Source organism: Pseudarthrobacter sp. CCNWLW207 (assembly GCF_037203945.1).
Lineage (GTDB): Bacteria > Actinomycetota > Actinomycetes > Actinomycetales > Micrococcaceae > Arthrobacter.
On the sequence record NZ_JBBCBS010000003.1, the window covers coordinates 13,863 to 38,494 of the forward strand.

Genomic DNA, 24,632 nt, shown 5'->3' on the forward strand with positions numbered 1-24,632 from the left:
CGGCCTGCTACTCGGGCTGGTTGCCGGCACCGCCGTTGATGGTGAACGGCGTCGTGACCCCGTCGTACATCACGTGGGCAACGAGGCCGTCGACGGCGTGGGGAAGCGTATGGCAGTGGTCGCTCCAAATACCAGGGTTGTCGGCAACGAAGGCAATCTCATACGCCTCGCCGGGGTGGACATCGAGCGTATCGACCCACCAGGGGCTTCCCGCCGCCGGCTTGCCGTCGCGTGAGAGCACCAGGACATGGTGGCCGTGCAGGTGCATTGGATGCACCTCGCCCGACTCATTGGCGATCCGCATGACGACGACATCATCCTCGCGCACGTGGAACATCGGCACGTCCGGGAAGAGCTCCCCGTTGATTGTCCAGAAGTTTCCGGGCCGGCCGTCGATCAGGCCGAGGCGGCGTCCGATCGTGTAGTCGAACGTGCGGTCCGGCGAGCGCGGATCGAAGTCGGGCGGGGCAGGGTCGCCGTACGCCAGCAGGTCCAGGGTTTCGGAGGGTTGCCGGGCAGGGGGCGCGGCGCCTGTATCTCCGGAGGCCGGATCGCCGATGGAGATGCTCCGGGCCCCGCCGACGTGCAGGCGGGCAGCGCCGTTAACGGGGGCCTGCACGGCGACGTCCACCCGGCCGCCTGCCGGAATCAGTACCTTTCGTCCGTCGACGGCGGCTGCGCCGTTGACCTCGTGCCCATCAGTCGCGATGACCCGGAAGGGTGCGGCTGACCAGACAGCGGCAGTTCCCTGGTCGGTGTTGATGACCCGGATCCTAACGGTACTGCCGGGCTCGGCCGGCACGTGCTCGTCCTGCACGCGCCCGTTGAGGGTGTGCTGGCCGCCGTAGACGTGCAGCAGCGCGACGGCGTCGGCCTGGAACTGCTTGGCCGGCGGGTCGGCCGCCGGCAAGGCCGGTTCGATGACGACCGCACCCAGCAGCCCGCCCTCGACCTGCTCATGTGAGACCTGGTGCGAGTGGTACCAATACGTGCCGGCGTCATCCGCGGTGAAACGGTAGACATGGCGGCCGCCGACAGGAACAGCGTCCTGCGTGATCCCGGCAACGCCGTCAGCCGCGTTCGGCACGTCCACGCCATGCCAGTGCAGGGTGGCCCCTGCCCGGACCGACTCATTGACCAACACCACCTCGACGAGATCACCCTGCGTGGCGCGGATCGTAGGCCCCGGGGATGTGCCGTTCACGGTATATCCCTCCACCGGACGTCCGCCGGGGATGTCCACTGTCTGGCGGCGGGCGACGAGCTCGATGCGGACGTCAGGTGGCCGGAGCGGGTCCGCGATCAGCTCCGTCACGCTGACCTCACCGGCCGGGCCGGCAGCGACGGAACCAGAGCCATGGATGTGGGAGGCGTGCCCGCCACCCATATCGATCACCGAGTATTCGCCCAGCAGGGTGGAGCTCCACCCGAGCGCACCGAGGCCAAGCGCACCGGCCACCGCAACGCCGGCGGAAACGCGCCGGACGAGGTCAGGTCGCGATGGCATGGGAGGCGCGTTCCTCAGCACCGGCTGCCGCCGAGCGCCTGGCCCGCATCCCCGCGTAGACGGCGGTGAGCAGCACGGCCAGCGCGTTCGCACCGTGGACCAGGCCGAGGTAAGGCATGTCAACGATGGAGTAGCCGAGCGTGATCTGCAGCGCCACCAGGGCGAGCACAACGGCTGCCCACAGGCGTGCGCCACGCAGCCGTGCGCCGTCGGCCTTCACGAAGAACGCCACGATGAGCAGCGCGACGGCGGCCAGCGGTATGACCATCCCGCCAACGATGCCGTGGATGGGGAAGCCGAGGTCGCCGATGAACGTGGCCTGCCGGCTCTCGACGAGGGCCTTGTCGATGACACCACCATCCTGGACGTACCGTCCGATGCCTCCGAGGGCGAAGGCGATCGACGCTGCCTGCACAACAACGCCGCCGGCGATGATCCAGGCGATGGCTGCGTAAATCCTGCGCATGATGTCCTCCTGTTCGTGCGGGTGCCATTCCGCGGCATCCACTCGAGCCCAACGTAGGCGCGCAGCCGACGTGCCCGGAACGCGGGTGGCCGCAGGGTAGATGGAGGCCAGCCACCATGGGAGTCGGGTGGGTACCCCCTCCCGGGATTGGCCACACAGGCGGATCATAGGACTGTGCTCCGAAGATGGGGATTGCTCGCAGCGTTGGCTCCGGTCGGAGTGGCGTCGCTCATCTACGTCGTGATCATTCGCGGGTTCGTCGCACCGGAGAACCACGGACTCAGCTGGCCGTTGCTTGGCGTGCTGCCGACCTTCGTCTTCGGCATGTGGCTGCTCACCGTTTCGTCATCCCGGGCCGCCGTGTTCATCGCGGCCGCTGCCACGGCCATGGCTGTCGGCTCGGCGTACGAGACGTTCGCGGTCCAGGATCCGGGGCTGACCGGCCAGCCGTGGTTCCCGCTCGTGAACCTGGTCGGCCTGACCGCCGATGCGGTGGCGGCGGCAGGCTTCGTCAGCATGTTCGCGAGCTTCCCGACCGGGGTGCCCGAGCATCGGTGGCAACGCATCGCCGTCGGCCTCCTGTGGGTTCCCGTGGTGGCCGCCCCGCTCTCTTTGTTCACCAGCCCGCAGGTACTGGTGCCGCAGTTTCTGGACCTCAGCGATGGCATACCGAACGCATTCGCGGTGCCCTGGCTGGGTTGGGCGGCGCCGGCGGTCTACTGGGCCATCTACCAGTGGCCGTGGATGCCACTGGGCGTGGGCGTGCTCCTGAGCCGGGCAGTGTTCGGGGACAAGGAAGTCCGGGCACGCACCCGGGTCATGACCTGGGTGGTGATCGCCACGGTCATCAGCTACGGGCTGTGGCTGCACGGGCCGCCCAACGCCATCGTTACGGCCGCCGTGTTCGCTTCGCTCACCGCAGTCCCGCTGGCGGCCATCCATGGCATCCTCCGCCATGGCGCCTTCGATATTGCCCCCGGTGACCGCGGGCGCCTCGCGGCCCGGTCCTCCGGCCTGCTCATCACGGTCCTGTACGCGATCGGCGTCGCAACACCGGCCGTACTGCTGGCCGACCGCCTCACGATTATCGGCGCCGCTCTCCTGACAACGGTTCTCGCCGTGTGCCTCTTGCCGGTCCGGGGATGGTTGCAGCGGTGGATCCACCGCTCTGTCTTTGGGGATCGGGACAGGCAGCTGATGCTGCTCAGCGAGCTCGGTTCCCGCTTGGAGCAGTCCGTGGAGCCCGGTGAGCTGATGGCCCGCCTGGCGGCGGCCGTGCGTGATGGCCTCGATGCATCCTGGGTCCGTATTTTCCTCGCAGGTCCTGACGGCAGGTTCGTGGCATCGCCCACGGGTGTGGCCGGTGATGTGAAGGGGGAAGCTGTTGCCTCCTGCGACCTTGAGCGGGCGAATGAGGCACTGGGCCGGATCGAGCTTGGGCCGCGCCGGCGCGGTGACTACAGCGACGCCGAACGGGCCTTGCTCCGTACGGTCGCCGGCCAGGCTGCGGAGTCAGTGGCGAACGTGCGCCTGAGCGCCCAGCTCGCTGAGCAGCTTCAGGAGCTGAGTGCGTCGAGGGAGCGGCTCGTCGCCGCGCAGGATGACGAACGCAAGCGCCTCGAACGGGACCTGCACGACGGGATCCAGCAGAACGTGGTCGCACAGATCGCCGGGCTTCGCCTCGCCCGGAACCGGTTGCAGCGCGGTGAGCTTACCGCCGTCGAACTCGCTGATCTCCAGGACCAGGCCCGGGAGACGCTCACCGACCTGCGCGAACTCGCCCATGGCATTCACCCGCCCGTCTTGAGCGATAACGGCCTCGTAGCGGCCATCGAGTCCAGTGCGGCCAGGTTCCCCATCCCGCTGACGGTCGACGCTGACGAGGGCATCCGTGCCGAGCGGTTCCCTGAGGAAGTGGAAACGACGGCGTACTACGTGGTCCGGGAGGCGCTGGCCAACACCGCAAAGCACGCGCAGGCGAGCCATGCCTGCGTGGGCCTCGCCCGGAAGGACGGGCACCTGCGGATCGCGATCACCGACAACGGCTGCGGTATAGGCGCCCTCGCGCCCGGGTCCCGCGGCGGCCTGGCCAATATCCGTGACCGCGTGGCGGCGCTGCGGGGAACGGTGGACGTCTCGGGACGCGACCCGTCGGGCACCACCGTGCTGGTTGACCTCCCCGTGGAGCGGGAGGAGCACCACGTTGGATGAAGCGGATGTGCTGCGGGTGGTCATCGCCGAGGACAACTACCTCGTCCGAGAGGGGCTTCGACGTTTGCTGGAGGACTCCGGCGAAATAGACGTCGTGGCCTGCACGGGCAACGCAACGGAGCTGATCGACGCTGTGCGCCGGTTCTCGCCTGATGCGGTGCTCACCGACATCCGGATGCCGCCTGGCCATCACATGGAGGGCATTGAGGCTGCCCGCGCCATACGCGCCGCGCACCCGGAGACGGGCGTGGTGGTCCTGTCGCAGCACGCCGACCAGAGCTACGCGCTCGCGCTGTTCGCCGACGGTTCGGCAGGCCTCGGCTACTTGCTCAAGGACCGCATCGGCGACCTGGAGGACCTCGTGCACGCGCTCCGCGAAGTGCGGGCTGGTGGTTCGGTCATCGATCCGCAGATCGTCGATACGCTGGTGCGCCGCCGCAGCGCCGGTGCAGCCAACCCGCTTTCGGACCTGTCGCCCCGGGAACTGGACGTCCTGCGGGAGATGGCACAAGGCAGGACAAACGCGGGCATCGAACAGTCGCTGTACCTGTCCTCATCCACGGTCGAGAAGCATGTCAATTCGATCTTTACCAAGCTGCGCCTTCCTTCAACTGGCGTGCACCGCCGCGTGGCAGCCGTGCTCGCCTTCCTCCAGCGCAACGGCAACGAGGCATCGGCCGAAGAAGACGGACAGAACCACCCGCTCAGCTGATGTTGCGGTTGATGGCCCGGACACCAACCACCAGCCCGACGGCGGCCGTCACCGATGCGGCGAGCAAGCCCAGGAGGGTGTCGGTCCCGACGTTGCCGGCGAACAGCTCCCGCTCAGCGTTGACCAGGTAGGTCAGCGGGTTGAACAGGCTCGCAGTCTGCATCCACCCCGGTCCGGCCTCAATGGGCAGCATGATGCCGGAGAGAATCATCAGCGGGAACAGCAACGTCTGCTGCACGCCCCAGAAGATCCACTCCTTGTTCTGGGACACGAGCGCCAAGGCGTAGGAGAGCGCGCCGAGCCCGATGCCGAAGATCCCCAGGATGACCAGTCCTGCCAGCACATGCACCGGGTAGAAGACGAAGCCGAAGGGAATGCAGACCAGGGCGATGAGCAGTCCCTGCACCACCAGCGGCGCCCACTCTTTCAGGGCACGCCCGATCATCAGCGAGGAACGGGACAGCGGCGTTGCCAGGATCCGCTCGTACGAACCGGTCATGAGCTCGTACTGCAGGTTCGAACCGGTCATGGATGTGCCGAACAGGGCAATCATCACCACCACCCCGGGCAGGAACCACTGAAGCGTGGACTGCCCGCCGAACGCCGGCGCGCCCACGGCAGCGCCGAGCAGCGGCCCGAAAAGGCCCAGGAACACGAGCGGCTGGATCAGCGAAAAGATCAGCGAGAACGGGTCCCGCAGCGGCAGCAGCATCTCGCGCCAGAAAACGTACTTCGTATCCCTCAGAACCTGGCTGAGGCTGGGCTTCCTCAGGACTTCCGGAGTGGTTTGCACACTCATCAGCGGTTGGCTCCTTCCCGCAGGTTGCGCCCGGTCAGTTCCAGGAACACGTCATCCAGCGTCGGCGGCTTCAGCTCCAGCGACTGGGCGGGAGCGCCGGCGTCGTTCATCTCCTTCAGCAGCGCGGGCGCCAGCCGCGCGCCTTCGGGGAGCCGGAGGCGGAAGCGGACAACGCCGTCGTACGTGTTTTCATTGACCTCCCCGCCCGCAGCGGCCCGGCCCAGCAGCCCGCGCACTCCGGGAGCCGCTTCCGCCGCCACTTCCACAGCCAGCAGGTCACCGGCGAGGTTGGCTTTGAGCCGGGCCGCCGTGTCATCGGCGATGATCCGGCCGTGGTCGATCACGATCACGCGCTCGGACATCAAATCGGCTTCGTCCATGTAGTGCGTGGTCAGGACGATGGTGGTGCCGTGTTCGGCGCGCATCCGCATGATGTGCTCCCACAGGTTGGCCCGGTTCTGCGGATCCATACCGGTGGACGGTTCGTCCAGGAAGAGCAGCCTCGGCGAATGCATCAGGCCCAGCGCCACGTCCATCCGCCGCCGCTGGCCGCCGGACAGCTTGATGACCGTGCGCTTGGCGAGGTCGGTGAGGTCCAGCGACTTCAGCAGTTCCTGCGCCCGGGCGTTGGCGTCCGTGGTGTTCATGCCGTAGAAGCGGCCCTGCATCACCATTTCGTCGATCACCCGGAAGCTGTGGCCACCGCCGTTGCCCTGGCCGATGTAACCAATCCTGGACCGCACTCCGGCAGGGTCCTCGGCGACGTCCACCCCTGCCACGGTTGCCGTCCCGGACGTGGGCCGCAGCAGTGTGGTCAGCATCCGCAGGGTAGTGGACTTGCCGGCGCCGTTCGGGCCGAGGAACGCGACGAGTTCGCCGGGCGCAACATCGATGTCGACGCCCTTGACGGCTTCCACGGTCTCCTTTTTGACGGTGAAAGTCTTCGTCAGTTTGTCAGTGTGGATCATGGGTGACTCCAGAGAATGCGGGATTCCAGGGCTCTGGTGCGGGCTCCATGGCGCCACGCTATACCCAAGGGCCCGCGGGAGTCCACGGAAAAAGGCTCAGTGCCCGCGGTGGTCCTGGATGGTCATCCGCGGCCCGAACGTGGGTTTGCGGAAGCCGCTCAGCCCGATCATCCTCACCACCCGCTGGCGGTGCCCCTTCCACGGCTCAAGCAGCGCCAGCATGCCCGAATCGTCGGTCCGGCGGCCGGTGAGCGCGGCGCCCACGTAGGCCGCGAGGTGGTAGTCGCCCACGGCGATCGAGTCCGGGCAGCCGTGGGTCCGCTGCACCACCTCGGCCGCGGTCCAGACCCCGATGCCGGGTATGACCTGCATCTTTGCCGCCGCTTCCGTGGCCGGCAGCGCTGCAAGCCGTTCAAGTGCGACGGCGGAGCGCAGCGCACGCATCACGGTTGCGGAACGCTGTGGTCCAACGCCGGCCTTGTGCCACTCCCAGGACGGGATGCGCAGCCACTGTTCCGCGGTGGGCTGGACACGAAGCCCTTCCGGGGCGGCCATTCCGGCAGCCGGTGCCGCCGACCCGAAGCGGTACATCAGGTACCGGTAGCCGCGGCGGGCTTCTATGACGGTGACCTTCTGTTCAAGGATGGTGGGCACCAGGGCATCGATCATCCGGCCGGTGGAGGGCAGCTGGACAGCAAGGTTCCGACGGCGGGCCTCGCGGACCATCCGGGGGAGCGATGCGTGGAAGGCAGGCTCGTCAAAGGCCGACCAGTCATCCCCGGAGCCCAGGAGGCGGGGCACCCCGGCGAGTCCGGCCGCGGAACCCGGCCCCCATGCCAGGGCATCGACAGCGCCGTCCGCTGAAGTGCTGAGACGCAGTGTGACTGGGCCGTCCGGCGTCGTAAACGCCGTCCAGAACCCGTCGGGCCGGGCGGAAAACGACGGATCGCCGGTGCCGCGCAGGAGGATGCCGAGCGTCTGCAGCAGGCTGTATGGCCTGTCCGGATGCCACCGCAGGGAAGCGTCCGCGGCGGCGGCCAGCCGGGCGGGGGCATCTGCGATGGTCATGGTTTCATCGTCCCACGGCTGGCTGACAATGCCGGTTCCGGAGCCCCCTTACGGGCCACGGATGCCGGGACTAGACTCCATCGTGTGGCGCGGAGCGTCCGCGCCTTCCCCTGGCATCCAAAGGAGCATGCAATGGCTGGAGTTGTGCATTTCGAGATCCCGACCGATGACAAGGAACGCGCCAACACCTTCTACCAAAGCGCGTTCGGTTGGAACCTGACCCCCATGCAGGAGATGGATTACACCATCGCCATCACCACGCCGTCGGACGAACAGACGGGCATGCCAAGCGCGCCCGGGGCCATCAACGGAGCCCTGTTCCCCCGCACGGACAACCTCAGGACGCCCGTCCTTACCATCGATGTGGAAGACGTTGACGCCGCACTGGCACAGGTCGAATCCGCCGGTGGTTCGGTGACCCAGGCCAAGGACGCCGTTCCCGGAATGGGTTATTACGCCTACTTCAAGGACACCGAAGGCAACATCATGGGCCTTTGGCAGACAGATTCCTCGGCAGGGAGCTGACTGCGGAGCAAGGCCCGTCACGGGAGACGGTAACTTTGTACCTATGAAGTACGCCCAGTCCATCCTGGACCTCATCGGCAAGACCCCCCTCATCAAGCTCAACCACGTCACTGACGGCATCCAAGCCACAGTCCTGGTCAAGCTGGAGTACCTGAACCCCGGCGGATCCATCAAGGACCGCATCGCGGCCAAGATGATCGAGGAGGCCGAGCGGGAAGGCAAACTGCTCCCCGGCGGGACGATTGTGGAGCCGACGTCCGGCAACACAGGGGTGGGGCTGGCTCTGGTTGCCCAGCAAAAGGGCTACAAGTGCATCTTTGTGGTGCCGGACAAGGTGGGCGAGGACAAACGGGCCGTCCTTCAGGCCTACGGCGCCGAGGTGGTAGTGACCCCCACCGCCGTCGCCCCTGACAGCCCGCAGAGCTACTACAGCGTCTCGGACAGGATCGTCTCGGAGACCCCTGGCGCCTACAAGCCGGACCAGTTCTCCAACCCGGCGGCCCCCGGCAGCCACTATGAGACCACCGGCCCGGAGATCTGGCAGGACACCGACGGAAAGGTCACGCACTGCGTGATCGGCGCCGGCACCGGCGGCACCATCACTGGCACCGGACGGTACCTCAAGGAGGTCTCTGCGGACCGCGCGGAGTCCGACGGCGGCCGGGTCAGGATCATCGGGGCGGACCCCGAAGGTTCGGTCTACTCCGGCGGGACCGGTCGGCCGTACTTCGTTGAGGGCGTGGGCGAGGACATGTGGCCGGCGAACTATGACAAGTCCGTGCCGGATGAGGTCATCGCCGTCAGCGACGCCGACTCCTTCGCCATGACGCGCAGGCTGGCCCGTGAGGAAGGCCTGCTGGTGGGCGGCTCGTCAGGGATGGCCGTGGTGGCTGCGCTGAAGACCGCCAGGGACCTTCCGGAAAGCGCCGTTGTGGTGGTCATCCTGCCCGACTCCGGCCGCGGCTACCTCGCCAAGATCTTCAACGACCAGTGGATGCGGTCCTACGGCTTCCTCTCCGGCGGCGAGGAAGCGTCCGTGGGCGAGGTGATCAAGTCCAAGACCGGTGAACTTCCGGACCTGGTGCACATCCACCCGAACGAGACCGTCCGCGACGTCATCACCATCATGAACGAGTTCGGCGTCAGCCACATCCCGGTCCTCTCCCAGGAGCCTCCCGTGGTGATGGGCGAAGTCCTGGGCGCCGTGGACGAACGGACCCTGACCTCCAAACTGTTCCGCGGCGAGGCAAAACTGACGGATAAGATCTCCGAACACATGGGCCCGAAACTTCCCATCATCGGCTCGCTGGAAACCATCTCTGCGGCCCGCGCGCTGCTGTCCGATGTGGACACGGTGATGGTGACGTTCGTCGGGGCGCCGGTGGGCATCCTGACCCGGCACGACCTCCTCGCGTACCTCAGCAACTAACTCCAAAGGAGCATCATGCCTGTTTCTGAAAACCAGGGCTTCAACACCCGCGCCGTGCACGCCGGCCAGGCCTTCGAACCCCGCACCGGCGCCGTCGTCCCTCCGCTGCACTTCAGCTCCACCTATGCGCAGGATGGCATCGGCGGGCTGCGCGACGGCTACGAGTACGGCCGCGGCGGGAACCCCACCCGCGACGCCCTGCAGGAACAGCTTGCCGCGCTCGAGGGCGGCAGCCACGCGTTCTCCTTCAGTTCGGGCCTGGCGGCGGAGGACTCCCTGATCCGCGCCCTGACCCGGCCCGGGGACCACATTGTGCTGGGCAACGACGCCTACGGCGGGACATACCGGCTCATCAGCGGCGTGCTCGGCGACTGGGGCATTGGCAACACGCCCGTGGACATGGCAGACCTGGACTCGGTCAGCAAGGCCGTGGCGGCCAACAAGACCCGCTTCGTCTGGGTCGAAACCCCCTCCAATCCGCTGATGAAGATCACGGACATCGAGGCACTCGCCAAGGTGGCGCACGACGCCGGTGCCCTCCTGGTAGTGGACAACACCTTCGCGTCCCCTTACCTGCAGACCCCGCTCGCCCTGGGTGCGGACGTGGTGGTCCACTCCACCACCAAGTACATTGGCGGCCACTCTGACGTTGTTGGCGGCGCCATTGTGGTCAACGATGCCGAACTCGCGGAGAAGATCGGCTTTGTCCAGTTCGCCGTAGGAGCGGTGTCCGGCCCGATGGATGCGTTCCTCACCACCCGTGGCCTGAAGACGCTTGGCGTGCGCATGGACCGGCACAGCGACAACGGCCAGGCCGTGGCCGAATGGCTGCTGGAGCGCCCTGAGGTGGAAGCCGTCCTCTACCCGGGCCTGCCCTCGCACCCCGGCCACGAACTGGCCAGGAAGCAGATGAAGAAGTTTGGCGGCATGGTGTCCGTGCAGTTCAAGGGCGGTGAGGCGGCGGCCCGCACCGTCGCGGAAAACACGTCTGTATTCACCCTCGCGGAGTCCCTGGGCGGCATCGAATCGTTGATGAACTACCCCTCAGAAATGACGCACGCCTCGGTCAAGGGCACCGAACTGGCCGTTCCCGTCAACCTGATCCGGCTGTCCTGCGGCATCGAGGACCTTGAGGACCTCATCGCGGACCTCGAGCACGCCTTCACGTTCATCCGGTGACCGCAACTTCCCCGGCACTGGCATCCGGTACCACCCGCGGCTGGATCGCGACGGCGGGCGGTGCTGCCGCCGTCGTCCTGGCCCTGGTGGTGCTGTATTCCGCGTACATTCCGCTGATGAACGACTTCGAGGTGTACTACTACGGCGGCAGCCGCGTGCTGCAGACCGGTGAGTCCGGCGCCCACGAGCTTTACGCACCCCGTGACGGCCTCCCGTTCACCTACCCGCCGTTCGCGGCGTTGCTGTTCGCCGGGCTCGCGCTCCTGCCCATGGGCACCAGCAGCCTGGTGTTCAGCACGACGGCGCTGGTGGGGGCCGCGGTCGTGGCCGCCTGGCTGGCGCGGCACTACTTCGGACTCCGCAGCTGGCGCACGTCCTTCGCCGACTGGCGGTTCCGTTCGGTTGCTTTGGCTGGTACCGCGGCGATCCTCCTGCTGGGACCATGGCGGGACACTTTCGATTTCGGCCAGATCAACATCATCCTGATGGGGCTGATCCTCGCCGATTTCGCGCTGTACGGGAAAGACCGGGCGGGGGAGCTGAGGTGGCCCGCCGGGCTGTTGATCGGCATCGCGGCCGGCATCAAACTCACGCCGTTGGCGTTCGGCCTGTACTTCCTGGTGCGGCGCGACTTCAAGGCCCTCGGCTGGATGGCGGCCGGGTTCTTCGGCTCCATCGCCTTTGCTTGGGCGGTGCTGCCCAACGCCTCATTGACGTTCTGGACCAAGATCTTGCCGGACACCGGCCGGATCGGCGGGCCGGCATACCTGGACAACCTCTCCGTCAAAGGGCTCCTGCTCCACGTTGGCCTGCCCGACTCCGGCTCCACCAGCATGCTCTGGCTGGTGCTCTCGCTGGGTCTCGCCGTGTTGGCGGCCCTGGTGATCAAATGGGCCGTGGCTGCCGACGAGAACTTCGTGGCCGTCTCCGCCACCGCCGTGCTGATGCTCCTGATCAGCCCCGTCTCCTGGTCCCACCACTGGGTCTGGATGGCCGTGGCGCTGCCGTCCATGGCGTTCGCGATGCACCGTGTGCCATCCCGCAGCGGGAAAATGCGGCTGTACGGCTGGATCGTGGTGGGTGCTTCTGCTGTCGCCTTCTACCTCACGCCCAAGTACCTTGCCATGATGGCCGGTGCCAACGAATGGGGCAAGGATCCGCAGACCCAGTTGCAGTTGGCCGTCACTAGCCTGGGCGTCCTCTGCGGCGTGGCTCTGTTGGCGTACTGGGCGGTGGCCTACAGCCCGTCACGGCGGAAGCCTGGCTTTCTTCAAGAAAGTTAGCTAGGGTGCCCTCCATGGCACTCCGATCTGACTGGTCCGCGCGCAACTGCAGCATTGCCCGGGGCCTGGACATCCTGGGCGACCCCTGGTCCATTTTGGTGCTCCGCGAAGTCTTCTTCGGCAACGGGCGCTTCGATTCCATGAAGTCCCGCCTGGCGGTGGCCGATTCCGTGCTCACCAAGCGCCTGTCGGGCCTGGTGGAGGCCGGCCTGCTCAGTAAAAGGGCGTACGACGGCGGCGGGCGCACGCGCCAGGAGTACGTCCTGACACCCAAAGGTGAAGACGCGCTCCCCGTGCTGAATGCGGTGGTGATGTGGGCGGAAAAGCACCTGCCCGCCCCCTCCGAGCAAGCCCATATGTTCGTGATCCACGCCGGCTGCGGGCAGCGGACCAGTTCGGCGGATACGTGTACCGGGTGCGGCGAGCGGCTCACCGCCGCCAACACCAGCTGGCACAGCCTCAGCCGGTCCGAGGCTCCCGTGCGGCTGGCCACGGCGGCCCGACAGTTCACCACACAGAAAGGGGCAGCCGCATGAGCGCCACCGAAACGGCCCGCCAGCGCCGGCTGCATCCGGCATGGATCGTGGCCGCCGTCGCCTTCCTGGCCCTCGTGGGTGCCGCCGGATTCCGGGCTGCTCCGGGGGTCCTGATGGTGCCGCTGCAGCAGGAGTTCGGCTGGTCCACGACCGTGCTCTCGGCAGCGGTCAGCATCAACCTGGTGCTGTTCGGCCTCACTGCTCCCTTTGCCGCCGCCCTCATGGAGCGGTTCGGAATCCGTGCGGTCACGGCCACGGCCCTGGTGCTGATCGGCGCCGGCAGTGCGCTCACGGTGCTGGTCAACCAGTCCTGGCAGATCCTGCTCACGTGGGGGCTGCTCATCGGCCTCGGCACGGGGTCCATGGCGCTGGTCTTTGCCGCCACCATTGCCAACACCTGGTTCGCCAAAAGCCGCGGCCTGGTGATCGGCATCCTCACCGCCGGAAGCGCAGCGGGCCAGCTGGTCTTCCTCCCCTTCATAGCCATGCTGGCCCAGGATCCGGGCTGGCGGCAGGCCTCACTGCTGATAGCGGCCGGTGCGCTGGCGGTGGTTCCCCTGGTGCTGAAGTTCCTCAAGAACTCACCGGCCGACGTCGGCGTGCTGCCCTACGGCGAAACGGTGCCTGAGGAGGGATCGGCAGCCCTGTCCCCGGCCGGATCGCTGTCCCCGGCCGGACCGGAGAACGGGAGCAGCAACGCCGCAGTCCGGGCACTCCAGGTCCTGAAGCGGGCCAGCCGGGTCCGGACATTCTGGGCGCTCGTGGCGGGCTTTGCAATCTGCGGCGCCACCACGAACGGCCTGATCGGCACCCACTTCATCCCATCCGCCCACGACCACGGCATGGCAGAAACCACGGCCGCCGGCCTGCTTGCCGTCGTCGGGATCTTCGACATCGTGGGCACTATCGCCTCGGGTTGGCTGACCGACCGGTTCAATCCCCGGATCCTGCTGGCCGTCTACTACCAGTTCCGCGGCATCGGCCTGCTGGTCCTGCCGCTGCTCCTCAGTGCCACAGTCCAGCCCAGCATGATCGTGTTTGTGGTGATCTATGGCCTGGACTGGGTGGCCACTGTGCCGCCCACGGCAGCCATTTGCCGCAAGACCTTCGGCTCGGACGGCAGCGTGGTGTTCGGCTGGGTTTTCGCCGCCCACCAATTGGGCGCCGCAGCTGCCGCGCTGGGCGCCGGAGCCATCCGCGATGCCACCGGCCAGTACACGTACGCGTGGTTCGGGGCCGCCGCCATGTGCACCATCGCTGCTGTCATCAGCGCCACGATCCGCAAGGACGCAGCTGCGCGGGAGCCCGAACCTGTAGCTGCTGCCTGAACACCATCCCGACACATGCCGGGAATCATCGCGATGCATATGTAGTATGTAGCTACGGCCAGCCGCCGTTCCAACGATGCAACTGACGGTGGAACGCGGCCGCCCGCAGCTAGAGCGACCTTGGGGGACAACGGATGGCACAGCGCGACCTTCATTTATCGGCAGTCAACACGGCAAGACCGTCAGAGGCCCCCGGCCCGCGACGTGGGGGACCGGCGTTGTGGCGGACAGCCACCCTGTGGCTGCCCGCCGTCGTCATCGCGGTGCTGGCCTGGTTCCTGCTGGCCGGGTGGAACAAACAAGGCCTCGATTTCAGCGTGTACTGGCATGGTGGCAAGATCCTGAACGACGCCGGCTGGGCTGCCTCAGACCTGTACGGTCCGAATGTTGAATGGGCCGGCGGCCCCGGGCTGCCCTTCACTTACCCACCGTTCGCGGCACTCGTCTTCAGCCTCCTTGCGCGGCTCCCTGAGCCTGTCGCCCTCCAACTCTTCAACACTGCCGGTGTGGCTGTGGCCGCGTGGCTGTCGCTGCTCGCCGTGCGCTATTGGAACGCCAAGGCGGACTGGCGCCGGACCTTCGAAACCCCACGCAGCCGCTGGATCGCTGCAGCCGTCCTCCTGGCGATGCTGACCCTCGGCCCCTGGCGGGAGACGCTGGCATTCGGCCAAGTCAACATCTTGCTGATGGGCCTTATGGCCGCGGACCTGCTGTCCCGGAACCACCGCTGGAACCGGAGCATGCCGGGAAGCGGGTTCCTGGTAGGAGTGGCGGCCGGCATCAAGCTGACGCCCTTGGTGTTCGGGCTCTACTACCTGATGCGCAAGGACTGGCGCGGCCTGGCCAACATGGGCGCCGGCTTCGGGGCCACCGTGCTCCTCGGCTGGCTCCTCCGCCCCGCCGAGACCCTGCAGTTCTGGCTGGAGATCCTGCCGGACACGTCCCGGATCGGCGGGGCCGGCTACGTGGACAACCTCTCCATCAAGGGGGCGCTGTTGCACTTCGGTGTCCCGGCGTCCGCGGTCACGGTTCCCTGGATGGTCCTGAGCCTGCTGGTGGTGGCTTTGGCCGCCGCAGTCATCAAACTCGCGTCCGATCAGGGCGCCCGCGTAGTGGCCATGTCCGCCACCGCTTTGGCCATGCTCCTGATCAGTCCCGTCTCCTGGTCCCACCACTGGGTTTGGGTCGCTGCCGTCCTCCCCGCCTTTGCCTGGACGCTGAGGGAAACCCCGGAGCGCTACCGTCGCCTGCGCGCGGGCATGACATCGGTGTTGCTGCTCTCGGTCCTGGTGTTCTTCTTCTCCCCGAAATCCATCGGGATGGCGTTCGGCGCCGAGAACCTTGACATCCAGACACCGGGGCCGTGGATCATGGCCTCCAGCGCCGGAGTGTTCTGTGCCGGAGCGGTCCTGCTGTGCTGGCTGGCGGTCCTCCGCCGCGGCGCCCTGGCCCCTGCCGAGCCGCTGGCGGAAGTCCCGGCCGTGGCTTTGCTGGAAGCACTCGCTGAGCCTGTGGCCGAACCTGCCCCCGCAGCGTCCGCGTCGCCCCCGGCAGCCGTCCGCTACTAGGCTGGCCAGATGGAATCCACCCCCTTTGAGTCCATGCCCCGTGAATCCACTCCCCGGAAAGCAGCACTGGTCACCGGGGCAGGCAGGCTTGCCAGCATCGGCGCAGGCATCGCCCGGCAACTGGCAGCCGATGGCTGGGACCTGGTCCTGAGCTACTGGCACGACTACGATGCCCGGATGCCGTGGGGAAGCCAGCCCGACGACGTCGTGCGCCTCACCGCCGAGCTGGAAGCTATCGGCGCCCGCGTCCACACAGTGCCGGCCGACCTGCAGGATCCCGCCGCCCCGGACCGGCTCATGGCCGAAGCCAACCAGCTCGCCGGACCGCTGCAGGCCATGGTCCTGAGCCATGCCGAGTCCGTCGATTCCGGCATCCTGGACACCACGCTGGAGGCATTCGAGCGCCACTTCGCGGTGAATACCCGGGCTAATTGGCAGCTCATCGCCGCGTTCGCCCGGCAGGTTACAGAAGACGGCGGCGCGATTGTGGCGCTGACCAGCGACCACACCGCCTTCAACCTGCCCTATGGCGCTTCGAAGGGCGCCCTGGACCGGATCGTGATCGCCGCGGCACGGGAGCTCGGGCCGCTGGGCATTTCGGCGAACGTCCTGAATCCCGGGCCCATTGATACCGGGTGGATGAATGACGAGATCAGGGAAATGGGGACGCGCCAGCAGCCCGGCGGACGCCTCGGCACCCCGGCCGACGTCGCAGGCACCGTGGCCTTCCTGCTGTCCCCGGCAGGCCGCTGGGTCTCGGGCCAGTTGATCAAGTCCGATGGCGGCTTCTCCGCGTAGGTGCCCTGCCGCGGTTTGGTGCCCGGCCCCTCCCAACTAGGTAGCAGCAGATGTCGTTTTGAGGGCTCAAAACAGCATCTGCTGCTACTTAGTTGGGCCGGGGAGGGGCTTAACGGAACGCGCCGAAGCCGGTGATGTGCTGGCCCACGATGAGCGTGTGGACCTCGTCGGTGCCCTCGTACGTGCGGACCGATTCCAGGTTGGCGGCATGACGAAGCGGCGAATAGTCCAGGGTGATGCCGTTGCCACCCAGGATGGCCCGGGCTTCCCGGGCGATCGCCAGGGCCTCCCGGACATTGTTCAGCTTGCCCAGCGAGATCTGCTCCGGTTTCAGGGTCCCGGAGTCCTTCAGCCGGCCAAGATGCAGGGCCAACAGGGTGCCCTTCTGGATCTCCACGAGCATGTTCACCAGCTTCTCCTGAGTTAGCTGGTACGCGGCCAGCGGCTTGCCGAACTGGAGCCGCTCCTGCGAATACCCCAAGGCGGCCTGATACGAATCACGGGCCGCTCCCATGGCACCCCAGGCGATGCCGTACCGGGCCTCGTTCAGGCAGCTGAACGGTCCGCGCAGGCCCCGGGCAGCGGGGAGCAGTGCCTCCGGACCCAGCCTGACGTCGTCGAACACCACATCGCACTGGATGGAGGCGCGCATGGACAGCTTCTGCGTGATGGCCGAGGCGCTGACGCCCGGTGTACCGGCAGGCACCAGGAAACCGTGGACGCCGTCGTCCGTCATGGCCCACACCACCATCACTCCGGCCACCGACGCCAGGCCAATCCACCGCTTCGCGCCGTCCAGTACCCAGCCCGCGCCGTCCCCGGAACCGTCGCGCCGGGCAAACGTGGTCATAGAGGAAGGGTCCGAGCCGGCCGTGGGTTCGGTCAGGGCGAAGCAGCCGATTATCTCCCCGGCAGCCATTCGGGGGAGCCATTCCTGTTTCTGGTCCTCGGAACCCCATCTGTGGATGGCCGTCATCGCCAGGGACCCCTGGACCGACACAAACGTGCGGATCCCGGAGTCACCGGCCTCCAACTCCATCGCGGCCAGGCCGTATTCGACGGCGGACCGTCCAGGGCAGCCATAGCCCTCCAGATGCATGCCCAGGACGCCCAGCTCGCCGAGTTCGGGAGCGAGCTCCAGCGGAAAAACGGCGCTGTCATACCAGCGGGCGATGTCGGGTTTAATCCGCTGGTCGGTGAAGTCGCGGATTTTCTGGCGGACCTGCAGTTCCTCCGCGCTCAGGAGCGAGTCAAGAGCGAGGACGTCCGAGGGATCGGTTGGGGCGGGAACTTCTGGGAATTCGTCGGGGACACCTGGGGCTTCGGTCATCGCAGGTCCCTAGGCCGGATTCGAAGTGGTGGCTGCAGGGGCGGGCTTGCCCATGAAGTATCCGCGCGTTGACGGCAGGAACCGGCAGACGACGGCCAGCACAACGCCGAGGGCGAGGAGCACAACGCCGCTGACGAAAGCCCCTCCCACACCTAGAATCTCGGTGTCGCCGTAAGCCGGGTCCCACATCTGGACGGCGGAAATGAAGAAGGCGGCCGTGAGCATCAATGCCCCAATGAGGGGAAGGATGCCCCGGAACCAGAGGTTGCGGGCGGATCCGCGGAGCGTTCCGCGGAAGTACCAGAAGCACGCGTAGCCGGTGAGAGCATAGTAGAACGCGATGAACAGGCTGATGGAACTGATGGAATCGGAGAGCAGGTTCTCGCTGAGGAAGCTCATGGCTACGTAGTACACCACGGCCGCGGCGCCCATCACCTGAGTGGAGAACCCCGGGGTCTGGTTGCGCGGGTGGACTTCGCCAAACTTCGGCGGCAGTGCACCATGCACGCCCATGGACAGGGTGCCGCGGGCCGTTGGCAGGATGGTGGTCTGGGTGGAGGACAGCACGGAAGCCAGGACGGCCACCACAATCAGCCAGCCCCAGGGACCAAGGACCACGTCCTTCATAGCGAGGAAGACGTCGTCCTGGTTCGCTTCGTTGCCGAGCCCGATGCCCTCGGTGCCCACCGTGGCGTACATCATCACCAGCAGCGCCATCGAGACATAGATGGCCACCAGGACAAAGGCCGAAATGACGGCGCCGCGTCCGGGCGTGGTGGACGGGTTTTCGGTTTCCTCATTCACGGCGAGGCAGGTGTCCCAGCCCCAGTAGATGAACAAGGCGAGGAGGGCGCCGTGCACCACCGCGCCAGGATCGGCGAAAGCCCCGGCCGGATTGAACCACTCGATGTCGAACGCCTGGCCTTCGGGGGCGCCGCCCGCGATCCTGATGATGATCGCCAGCGCAAAGATGCCCAGCGAGACATATTGCACGTAGGTCAGGACACGCTGGACGTGCTCGCCCAGCCGGATGCCCCGGTAGTTCACCAGGGTCATGAAAAGAATGAACAGCACGCCCGTAGCCGTGACCACGAGGTCGTTTTCCGCCAGCGAGCCGTCCCCGATGAGCAGCCACACGTACTGGCCGGCCACCTGGGCCAGGTTAGCCAGGACCACGACGCCCGCCAGCGCAACGCCCCAGCCACCCAGCCACCCCGCCCAAGGACCAAAGGCCCGGCGGGACCATGTGAACGTGGTGCCGCAGTCCGGCATGGCGCTGTTCAGCTCACGGAAGGCATAGGCGATAAACAGGACGGGGATGAAGCCAAGGAGCAGGATCAGTGGGGTGTAGTTTCCGTTGACGGCCACGATCAGGCCCAGCGTTGCGGCCAGCGAATACACCGGTGCCGTGGAGGCGAGGCCAAGCATGACCGAGTCGCCAAGGTCCAGGATGCCCGCCCGAAGGCCTTTGGCGGGAACGGCACCGCCGGACGGTCCGCCGGAGCCGCCGCCCGCCGTCGTTATTTCTGTACTCATGGTGTCACCGGGCTCTGAAATGCCAGGGGGCTCATAGGGCGATACCTGCCTTGTTGGATTGGGCTGCCGCGGAAAGCGGAGCCGGGGCATCAATGGTGTTGGGTACAAAACGGCAGAAGTAATCGGTGATGGGGCCATCCGATTCCCGGATCCCGCACCCTACGGACTCGCCGTCCACCACCCAGAGGCCCAGGACGGGGTGGTTGCCGTCGAAGTCCGGCAGTGGATGGAACTGCTGGTAGCACCAGCCCTCGCGGCCATATCCGCCCGGCTGCTCCAGGTTGACGCCCTGGGCATGGATCCTGATGTTGTCGCCTTCGCGCCCGTGAAGCGGCTTGGCCACCCATTCCTTCAACGGCCCCGGCTCGTTGAGGTAGGCGGGCAGCAGGTTGGGGTGGTCCGGGTACAAATGCCAGAGCGCGGCGAGCAGCGCCTTGTTGGAGAGCAGCATCTTCCATGCCGGCTCAACCCAGCGCGGGTTGTGCGCACGCTGCAGCAGGCGGTGCCCAAACGGCTCCTTCATCATCAGTTCCCACGGGTAGAGCTTGAACATGGTGCTGATCATGAAATTGTCCAGGTCCACAAAACGGTTCAGGTTGGGATCCCAGCCGATGTCGGACATGTTGATTCCGATGGTGGTCCAGCCTGCCTGGCTGGCCACGTCCCGCATGTAGGCGGCCGTCATCCAGTCCTCGCCGGATTCCTCGGCCTCTGAATGGGCGATGTGGAGCGTGCTCATCCCGGTGCGGTACTGCAGTTTCTTCCACTGCCGGATCAGTGCCTCGTGAATCCCGTTCCACTGGTCCTTCTCGGGGAACACATCCTGCAGCCAGAACCACTGCGCCACGGCAGCCTCGATCAGGCCCGTGGGGGTGTCGGCGTTGTACTCCAGCATCTTGGCCGGTCCGCCCTGGCCGTCGTAGATGAAGTCGAAGCGGCCGTAGACGTCCATGTCCCCGGCCTGCAGCGACTCAGCGGCGAGCTCCAAGGCCTGCGGACCGATGCCGATGTTGCCCATAGCGCCCGTCGCCAGGAACTTTGCAGCTTCCAGGCACATCTTGTGCATGTCCTCGGCCGTGACCTCCAGGGCCTCCACCTCGTCCATGGTGAATTCGTAGTAGGCGGCTTCATGCCAATATTCGATTTTCCGGCCATCGGGCATGGTGGTGGTGGAGAAGACCAGGCCCTGCTCTTCGATCTTCCGCTTCCAGTCGGGCCTGGGCTCCGATAACAACCGCTTCACGCCTAGCCCCCCGTGCTTCCGCCCTTGGAGCTGCTGCCGAAGCCGCCCCTGCTGACGGTGCCACCCTTGGTGCTGTACCCCGTGGACGCTTTCGCACCGCTGGGGATGGTGCTGGTGTAGCTCGGGTACGAGGAACGGTTCTGCCCTACACCCGGTACGCTCGCGCCGCGGGAGTAGAAGTACCACGCATAGAGCCCGCCACCGCGTCCGGCAGAGCTGTTGCACTGGGTGTCCTCCACGCGCTCGCCGGTTTCGTCGTTGAAACAGACCTGCGCGTACTCCGGTTCGTCCTGGTTGCTGGCTACGACGGCGGTGATTGTCCCGGCGAGGAGGGCAGTGACCCCCAGGCCCACCACCACGGTGCGCCGCTGGGAACGCTTTTTGCGCGCCGCGGCCTCGTGCTCCTGGCGCTCGCGGTCCCTGGCGAAGGGATCCACCATCGGGGTGGGCTCATTCAGGAGATCAGGACGCAGTTCGGGCTTGGGGACCTGCCATGGCGGGGGTTTTGGCGCGCCTGCCGGCGTTGAACCGCCGACGGCGTGGCTGCCGCCCGCGTTGGTGCCGCCCGTGTCAGTGCTGCCCTTGTCAGTGCCGCCCGTGTCAGTGCTGCCCTGCGAACCGTTGCCGGGCAGGTCCTGCTGTGGATCGTGCTCCGGATCCTTGTTCGGGTCCACGGCGTCCCCCCTCGGTAGTCCATGTTGAATGTCGGCGCACCTGTGCGCCGGAATCTCAAACCTGAATTCAGCGTAGTCTCTGCCCGCTCCGGCTGCGAGCAGGAAACGGGACAGAACTGCCCATCGCCGGTTCCAACGGCGCCAGCGTGCCGGGAACCCTACACTGGAGCCATGGAAACCGCATCAGTGCTCGCAGTCTGCCGTGTCCACCAGCTCCTTCCCGATGAAGGCAGCGTGGGAGTCACGGCCATAGACAAGCGGCCGGTGGAAGGTCCTGTCAAGGTCCACAAGCTGGGCATTCACGGTGACGTTCAGGCAAGCCGGATCCACCACGGCGGCGAAGACCAGGCCGTCTACGCCTACTCCCAGTCGGACGCCGACTACTGGGCTAACGAGCTCCAGAGGGACCTGCCGCCGGGGGTGTTCGGCGAGAACCTCCGGGTTTCCGGGATCGAAACCACCGGGGCAATCATTGGGGAACGTTGGAAAATTGGGCTGGACGTCGAGCTGGAAGTCACCTCGCCCAGGGTCCCCTGCGCTGCGTTCCAGCGCCGGATGGGGGAGCCACAGTGGGTGAAGCGCTTCACCGACGCCGGCCGCGTGGGCACGTACTTGCGGGTCATCCGGACCGGCACCATTCGGGCCGGTGACCACATCCACCGTCTGTACGTCCCGAAGCATGGCGTCACTATCGGTCGTTGGTTCAGCGATCCGGACCTTGAGGTTATGGAGGCCCTGCGGGATGCAGACGCCGACGGCGAGATCCGCCTCCAGCCCGAATACCACGACAAATTCGAGCTGCTGCTGCGGCGGCTGGGCCGGTAGCCCAGCCCAAACCGGCGGCAATGTGCGCAAGCTCACCGCCGCCGTCGGGCGTTAATTTAGTCCTGGGCGGATCTGTGCCTTACACTTGAAACATCCCCCACTCCGGAAATCCCTTATTCCTGCCCAATTTTTGAGGCAGGACTGGCAAGTGTTGGGGCCCGCGAATGTGAAGCGGGCATTTTCCTAGGGAGAGCCGGCTAAAGAAAACGCTGTACAGACTGCTGGGATAGCAGCCAAGAGATGCAGCGGGAAGTCCTGCCACGGGATTGCGAAAGCGCCGGACTTCTACGTGACCGGCCGGTCAACGATTGCCCGGCATCCACGGCACATGTACTGCGGCTCCGCTCACCTCGGGTAGTGCCGCCTGGCCCCCTATGGATGAGGAATTTCCCTATGCCCGAAAATCAGAACGACGTCACTGCAGAAGCCGTGACCGCCGAAACCGCCACCATCGAATTCACCGAGCCCGCTGTTCCCGCAGCCGAGCCCGCCGTCGAAACCGCCGCTGAGCCTGCCGCAGAGGCGCCCGCCGCCGAAGCGACTGTCGAGGCACCCGCCGCAGCCCAGGTCGAGGAAGCGCCCGCCGCGCCCGCCAAAGCTGAGGACGAGGAAGAAGAGGGCATCAAGTTCGCCGATCTCGGCATCGACGGCCGCGTCCTGGCCGCCCTGCAGGATGTCGGCTACGAAAAGCCTTCCCCCATTCAGGCAGCCACCATCCCGCTGCTGCTTGAAGGCCGCGACGTCGTGGGCCTGGCCCAGACGGGCACCGGTAAGACTGCAGCATTCGCAGTACCGGCACTGTCCCGCCTGGCCGAACTCCACGACCTCAATGGCCCCTCCCGCAAGACCCAGGCCCTGGTCCTGGCCCCCACCCGCGAGCTGGCGCTCCAGGTTGCCGAGGCCTTCACCTCGTACGCCAAGCACATCGACGACTTCACCGTCCTCCCCGTCTACGGCGGCTCCGCCTACGGCCCCCAGCTCGCCGGCCTGCGCCGCGGTGCCCAGGTGGTTGTCGGTACTCCCGGTCGCGTGATCGACCACATCTCCAAGGGTTCCCTGGACCTGTCCGAACTCCAGTACCTGGTGCTGGACGAGGCCGACGAAATGCTGCGCATGGGCTTCGCCGAAGACGTGGAGCAGATCTTCCAGCAGACCCCTTCGGACCGCCAGGTTGCACTGTTCTCCGCCACCATGCCGAGCCAGATCCGCCGGATGTCCAAGCAGTACCTGAACAACCCGGCCGAGATCTCGGTGAAGTCCAAGACCACCACCGGCGCCAACACCCGCCAGCGGTACCTGCAGGTCATGGGCCCGCACAAGCTGGACGCCCTGACCCGCATCCTTGAGGTTGAAGAGTTCGACGGCGTCATCGCCTTCGTGCGCACCAAGATGGCTACCGAGGACCTGGCTGACAAGCTGAAGTCCCGCGGCTTCCAGGCTGCCGCCATCAACGGCGACATCCCGCAGCAGCAGCGCGAACGCACCGTCGACGCCCTGAAGGAAGGCCGCATCGATATCCTCGTGGCCACGGACGTCGCAGCCCGTGGCCTTGACGTGGAGCGCATCAGCCACGTGGTCAACTACGACATCCCGCACGACACCGAGTCCTACGTCCACCGCATCGGCCGCACCGGCCGTGCAGGCCGTTCCGGCGATGCCATCCTGTTCATGACGCCGCGGGAGAAGTACCTGCTGCGTTCCATCGAGAAGGCCACGCGCCAGCCGGTGGAGCAGATGCACTTGCCCACCGCGGAGACCGTGAACACCCTTCGCCTTGGCAAGTTCGCCGAGCGCATCACCGAGACCCTCGCGTCCGAGGACGTGGCCCCGTTCCGCGACCTCATCTCCTCCTACGAGGAAGAGCACAACGTTCCGGCGTCGGAGATCGCTGCTGCACTGGCCGTCATGGCACAGGGCGGGCAGCCGCTGCTGGTCAAGGAACTGCCTGCAGCTCCTGAGTTCCAGAAGCGCGAACGTGCCAAGGACGGCTTCGGCTCCCGTGGCCCGACCCGCACGCTCACCGAGGGCAACGCCACCTACCGGATCGCCGTCGGACGCCGCCAGCGCGTTATGCCGGGCTCCATCGTGGGCGCCATTGCCAACGAGGGCGGCATCTCCTCGGCCCAGATCGGCGGCATTGACATCCGCTCTGACCACTCCCTCGTGGAGCTCCCGGCCGACCTCAGCCCCGAGCAGCTTCGCGCCCTGTCCCGCACCCGGATCGGCGGCGAGCTGATCCACCTCGAGCTGGACAACGGCCGCAAGCCGTCCGGCGGGGGCGAGCGTGGCGGCTACCAGGGCAACCGTGGCGGCGACCGCGGCGGTTACTCCGGTGGCGGCGACCGTGGAGGCAACTTCAAGGGCAACGGCGGGTTCAAGAAGGAATTCCGCAAGAGCGACGGCGAGCGGTCCTCCGCTGACCGTGGCGGCCGTTCCTACAGCGAGCGTTCCGTTGGTGCCGACACCGGCTCCACCCGCGGCCAGGCCAGCGACTCCCGCTTCGGCGGCCACGGCGACGGCTCACGCAAGCCCCGCCACGGCAATGAAGGCGGACAGCGCGACTTCAACCGCAAGGGCAAATGGTAAGCGTCAGCTAGTCTGACATTTACTGACGATGGGCCGGCTTTCGAGCCGGCCCATCGGCATT

At 66.7% G+C, this 24,632-nt stretch carries 21 protein-coding genes; 12 read left to right on the forward strand and 9 right to left on the reverse strand.

Annotated elements, in window-relative coordinates; translation table 11 throughout:
* Positions 1-7: 7 nt before the first annotated feature.
* Both V9L17_RS05740 and V9L17_RS05745 read right to left on the reverse strand, forming a co-directional pair.
* Positions 8-1,507: a multicopper oxidase family protein gene (locus V9L17_RS05740; protein ID WP_337350791.1), complete on the reverse strand. Its 1,500-nt coding sequence runs from the start codon at positions 1,505-1,507 to the stop codon at positions 8-10.
* The gene (locus V9L17_RS05745) at positions 1,491-1,973 is read right to left on the reverse strand and encodes a hypothetical protein (RefSeq protein WP_337350792.1); all 483 of its coding nucleotides are present in this window, start codon (positions 1,971-1,973) and stop codon (positions 1,491-1,493) included. The genes V9L17_RS05740 and V9L17_RS05745 overlap by 17 nt, the downstream gene beginning before the upstream one ends.
* 174 nt (positions 1,974-2,147) lie before the next feature.
* Here V9L17_RS05745 and V9L17_RS05750 point away from each other — a divergent pair, with 174 nt between their 5' ends.
* Positions 2,148-4,184, forward strand: coding sequence for a sensor histidine kinase (locus tag V9L17_RS05750; RefSeq protein ID WP_337350793.1), 2,037 nt, complete (start codon positions 2,148-2,150; stop codon positions 4,182-4,184).
* Positions 4,177-4,896, forward strand: a complete 720-nt coding sequence (locus tag V9L17_RS05755; protein ID WP_337350794.1) for a response regulator transcription factor — start codon at positions 4,177-4,179, stop codon at positions 4,894-4,896. The genes V9L17_RS05750 and V9L17_RS05755 overlap by 8 nt, the downstream gene beginning before the upstream one ends.
* Here V9L17_RS05755 and V9L17_RS05760 read toward each other — a convergent pair.
* From V9L17_RS05760 to V9L17_RS05770, 3 genes are all read right to left on the reverse strand, one after another.
* Positions 4,889-5,695 (reverse strand): ABC transporter permease, encoded by an 807-nt coding sequence (locus tag V9L17_RS05760; RefSeq protein ID WP_337350795.1) that lies wholly within the window; start codon positions 5,693-5,695, stop codon positions 4,889-4,891. The genes V9L17_RS05755 and V9L17_RS05760 overlap by 8 nt on opposite strands.
* On the reverse strand, positions 5,695-6,663 hold the full coding sequence (locus V9L17_RS05765) for an ATP-binding cassette domain-containing protein (protein WP_337350796.1): 969 nt from the start codon (positions 6,661-6,663) through the stop codon (positions 5,695-5,697). Before V9L17_RS05765 ends, V9L17_RS05760 begins: the two co-directional genes overlap by 1 nt.
* 96 nt (positions 6,664-6,759) lie before the next feature.
* A complete protein-coding gene (locus V9L17_RS05770; protein ID WP_337350797.1) occupies positions 6,760-7,731 on the reverse strand; it encodes a DNA-3-methyladenine glycosylase family protein in 972 nt (323 codons plus the stop codon).
* Positions 7,732-7,863: 132 nt separating this feature from the next.
* Between V9L17_RS05770 and V9L17_RS05775 the strand changes: the two genes are divergently transcribed.
* The 8 genes from V9L17_RS05775 (at position 7,864) to V9L17_RS05810 (ending at position 16,377) form a co-directional block, all read left to right on the forward strand.
* Positions 7,864-8,256, forward strand: a complete 393-nt coding sequence (locus V9L17_RS05775; RefSeq protein WP_337350798.1) for a VOC family protein — start codon at positions 7,864-7,866, stop codon at positions 8,254-8,256.
* A 43-nt stretch (positions 8,257-8,299) separates the two neighbouring features.
* On the forward strand, positions 8,300-9,685 hold the full coding sequence (locus V9L17_RS05780) for a cystathionine beta-synthase (protein ID WP_337350799.1): 1,386 nt from the start codon (positions 8,300-8,302) through the stop codon (positions 9,683-9,685).
* Positions 9,686-9,700: 15 nt separating this feature from the next.
* A complete protein-coding gene (locus tag V9L17_RS05785) occupies positions 9,701-10,864 on the forward strand; it encodes a cystathionine gamma-synthase (RefSeq protein ID WP_337346781.1) in 1,164 nt (387 codons plus the stop codon).
* Positions 10,861-12,147, forward strand: a complete 1,287-nt coding sequence (locus V9L17_RS05790; RefSeq protein WP_337350800.1) for a glycosyltransferase 87 family protein — start codon at positions 10,861-10,863, stop codon at positions 12,145-12,147. The genes V9L17_RS05785 and V9L17_RS05790 overlap by 4 nt, the downstream gene beginning before the upstream one ends.
* A 14-nt stretch (positions 12,148-12,161) precedes the next feature.
* Complete coding sequence (locus tag V9L17_RS05795) at positions 12,162-12,683, forward strand: winged helix-turn-helix transcriptional regulator (protein WP_337350801.1); 522 nt, start codon at positions 12,162-12,164, stop codon at positions 12,681-12,683.
* Positions 12,680-14,011, forward strand: coding sequence for an MFS transporter (locus V9L17_RS05800; RefSeq protein ID WP_337350802.1), 1,332 nt, complete (start codon positions 12,680-12,682; stop codon positions 14,009-14,011). The genes V9L17_RS05795 and V9L17_RS05800 overlap by 4 nt, the downstream gene beginning before the upstream one ends.
* 218 nt (positions 14,012-14,229) lie before the next feature.
* Complete coding sequence (locus V9L17_RS05805) at positions 14,230-15,579, forward strand: glycosyltransferase 87 family protein (RefSeq protein ID WP_337350803.1); 1,350 nt, start codon at positions 14,230-14,232, stop codon at positions 15,577-15,579.
* A 9-nt stretch (positions 15,580-15,588) separates the two neighbouring features.
* On the forward strand, positions 15,589-16,377 hold the full coding sequence (locus tag V9L17_RS05810) for an SDR family oxidoreductase (RefSeq protein WP_337350804.1): 789 nt from the start codon (positions 15,589-15,591) through the stop codon (positions 16,375-16,377).
* A gap of 109 nt (positions 16,378-16,486) precedes the next feature.
* Here the strand turns inward: V9L17_RS05810 and V9L17_RS05815 are convergent, their stop codons facing one another.
* The 4 genes from V9L17_RS05815 to V9L17_RS05830 are packed head-to-tail and all read right to left on the reverse strand — an operon-like array spanning position 16,487 to position 21,160.
* The gene (locus V9L17_RS05815; RefSeq protein WP_337350805.1) at positions 16,487-17,707 is read right to left on the reverse strand and encodes an acyl-CoA dehydrogenase family protein; all 1,221 of its coding nucleotides are present in this window, start codon (positions 17,705-17,707) and stop codon (positions 16,487-16,489) included.
* A 9-nt stretch (positions 17,708-17,716) separates the two neighbouring features.
* On the reverse strand, positions 17,717-19,243 hold the full coding sequence (locus tag V9L17_RS05820) for an APC family permease (RefSeq protein ID WP_337346788.1): 1,527 nt from the start codon (positions 19,241-19,243) through the stop codon (positions 17,717-17,719).
* Positions 19,244-19,274: 31 nt separating this feature from the next.
* A complete protein-coding gene (locus tag V9L17_RS05825) occupies positions 19,275-20,486 on the reverse strand; it encodes a glutathionylspermidine synthase family protein (protein ID WP_337350806.1) in 1,212 nt (403 codons plus the stop codon).
* Between the two features lie 2 nt (positions 20,487-20,488).
* Complete coding sequence (locus V9L17_RS05830; RefSeq protein ID WP_337346790.1) at positions 20,489-21,160, reverse strand: Tat pathway signal protein; 672 nt, start codon at positions 21,158-21,160, stop codon at positions 20,489-20,491.
* Between the two features lie 171 nt (positions 21,161-21,331).
* On the opposite strand from V9L17_RS05830, the gene V9L17_RS05835 reads away from it, so the two are divergent.
* Positions 21,332-21,985: an MOSC domain-containing protein gene (locus V9L17_RS05835; protein ID WP_337350807.1), complete on the forward strand. Its 654-nt coding sequence runs from the start codon at positions 21,332-21,334 to the stop codon at positions 21,983-21,985.
* 393 nt (positions 21,986-22,378) lie between these two features.
* The gene (locus tag V9L17_RS05840; RefSeq protein ID WP_337350808.1) at positions 22,379-24,571 is read left to right on the forward strand and encodes a DEAD/DEAH box helicase; all 2,193 of its coding nucleotides are present in this window, start codon (positions 22,379-22,381) and stop codon (positions 24,569-24,571) included.
* Positions 24,572-24,632 lie beyond the last annotated feature (61 nt).

Excerpts from the sequence above, each read along its gene's own strand:
- V9L17_RS05740 (WP_337350791.1), bottom strand. The coding sequence starts at position 1,507 with ATGCCATCGCGACCTGACCTCGTCCGGCGCGTTTCCGCCGGCGTTGCG.
- V9L17_RS05745 (WP_337350792.1), bottom strand. The coding sequence starts at position 1,973 with ATGCGCAGGATTTACGCAGCCATCGCCTGGATCATCGCCGGCGGCGTT.
- V9L17_RS05760 (WP_337350795.1), bottom strand. The coding sequence starts at position 5,695 with ATGAGTGTGCAAACCACTCCGGAAGTCCTGAGGAAGCCCAGCCTCAGC.
- V9L17_RS05765 (WP_337350796.1), bottom strand. The coding sequence starts at position 6,663 with ATGATCCACACTGACAAACTGACGAAGACTTTCACCGTCAAAAAGGAG.
- V9L17_RS05770 (WP_337350797.1), bottom strand. The coding sequence starts at position 7,731 with ATGACCATCGCAGATGCCCCCGCCCGGCTGGCCGCCGCCGCGGACGCT.
- V9L17_RS05775 (WP_337350798.1), top strand. The coding sequence starts at position 7,864 with ATGGCTGGAGTTGTGCATTTCGAGATCCCGACCGATGACAAGGAACGC.
- V9L17_RS05780 (WP_337350799.1), top strand. The coding sequence starts at position 8,300 with ATGAAGTACGCCCAGTCCATCCTGGACCTCATCGGCAAGACCCCCCTC.
- V9L17_RS05785 (WP_337346781.1), top strand. The coding sequence starts at position 9,701 with ATGCCTGTTTCTGAAAACCAGGGCTTCAACACCCGCGCCGTGCACGCC.
- V9L17_RS05795 (WP_337350801.1), top strand. The coding sequence starts at position 12,162 with ATGGCACTCCGATCTGACTGGTCCGCGCGCAACTGCAGCATTGCCCGG.
- V9L17_RS05800 (WP_337350802.1), top strand. The coding sequence starts at position 12,680 with ATGAGCGCCACCGAAACGGCCCGCCAGCGCCGGCTGCATCCGGCATGG.
- V9L17_RS05810 (WP_337350804.1), top strand. The coding sequence starts at position 15,589 with ATGGAATCCACCCCCTTTGAGTCCATGCCCCGTGAATCCACTCCCCGG.
- V9L17_RS05815 (WP_337350805.1), bottom strand. The coding sequence starts at position 17,707 with ATGACCGAAGCCCCAGGTGTCCCCGACGAATTCCCAGAAGTTCCCGCC.
- V9L17_RS05820 (WP_337346788.1), bottom strand. The coding sequence starts at position 19,243 with ATGAGTACAGAAATAACGACGGCGGGCGGCGGCTCCGGCGGACCGTCC.
- V9L17_RS05835 (WP_337350807.1), top strand. The coding sequence starts at position 21,332 with ATGGAAACCGCATCAGTGCTCGCAGTCTGCCGTGTCCACCAGCTCCTT.
- V9L17_RS05840 (WP_337350808.1), top strand. The coding sequence starts at position 22,379 with ATGCCCGAAAATCAGAACGACGTCACTGCAGAAGCCGTGACCGCCGAA.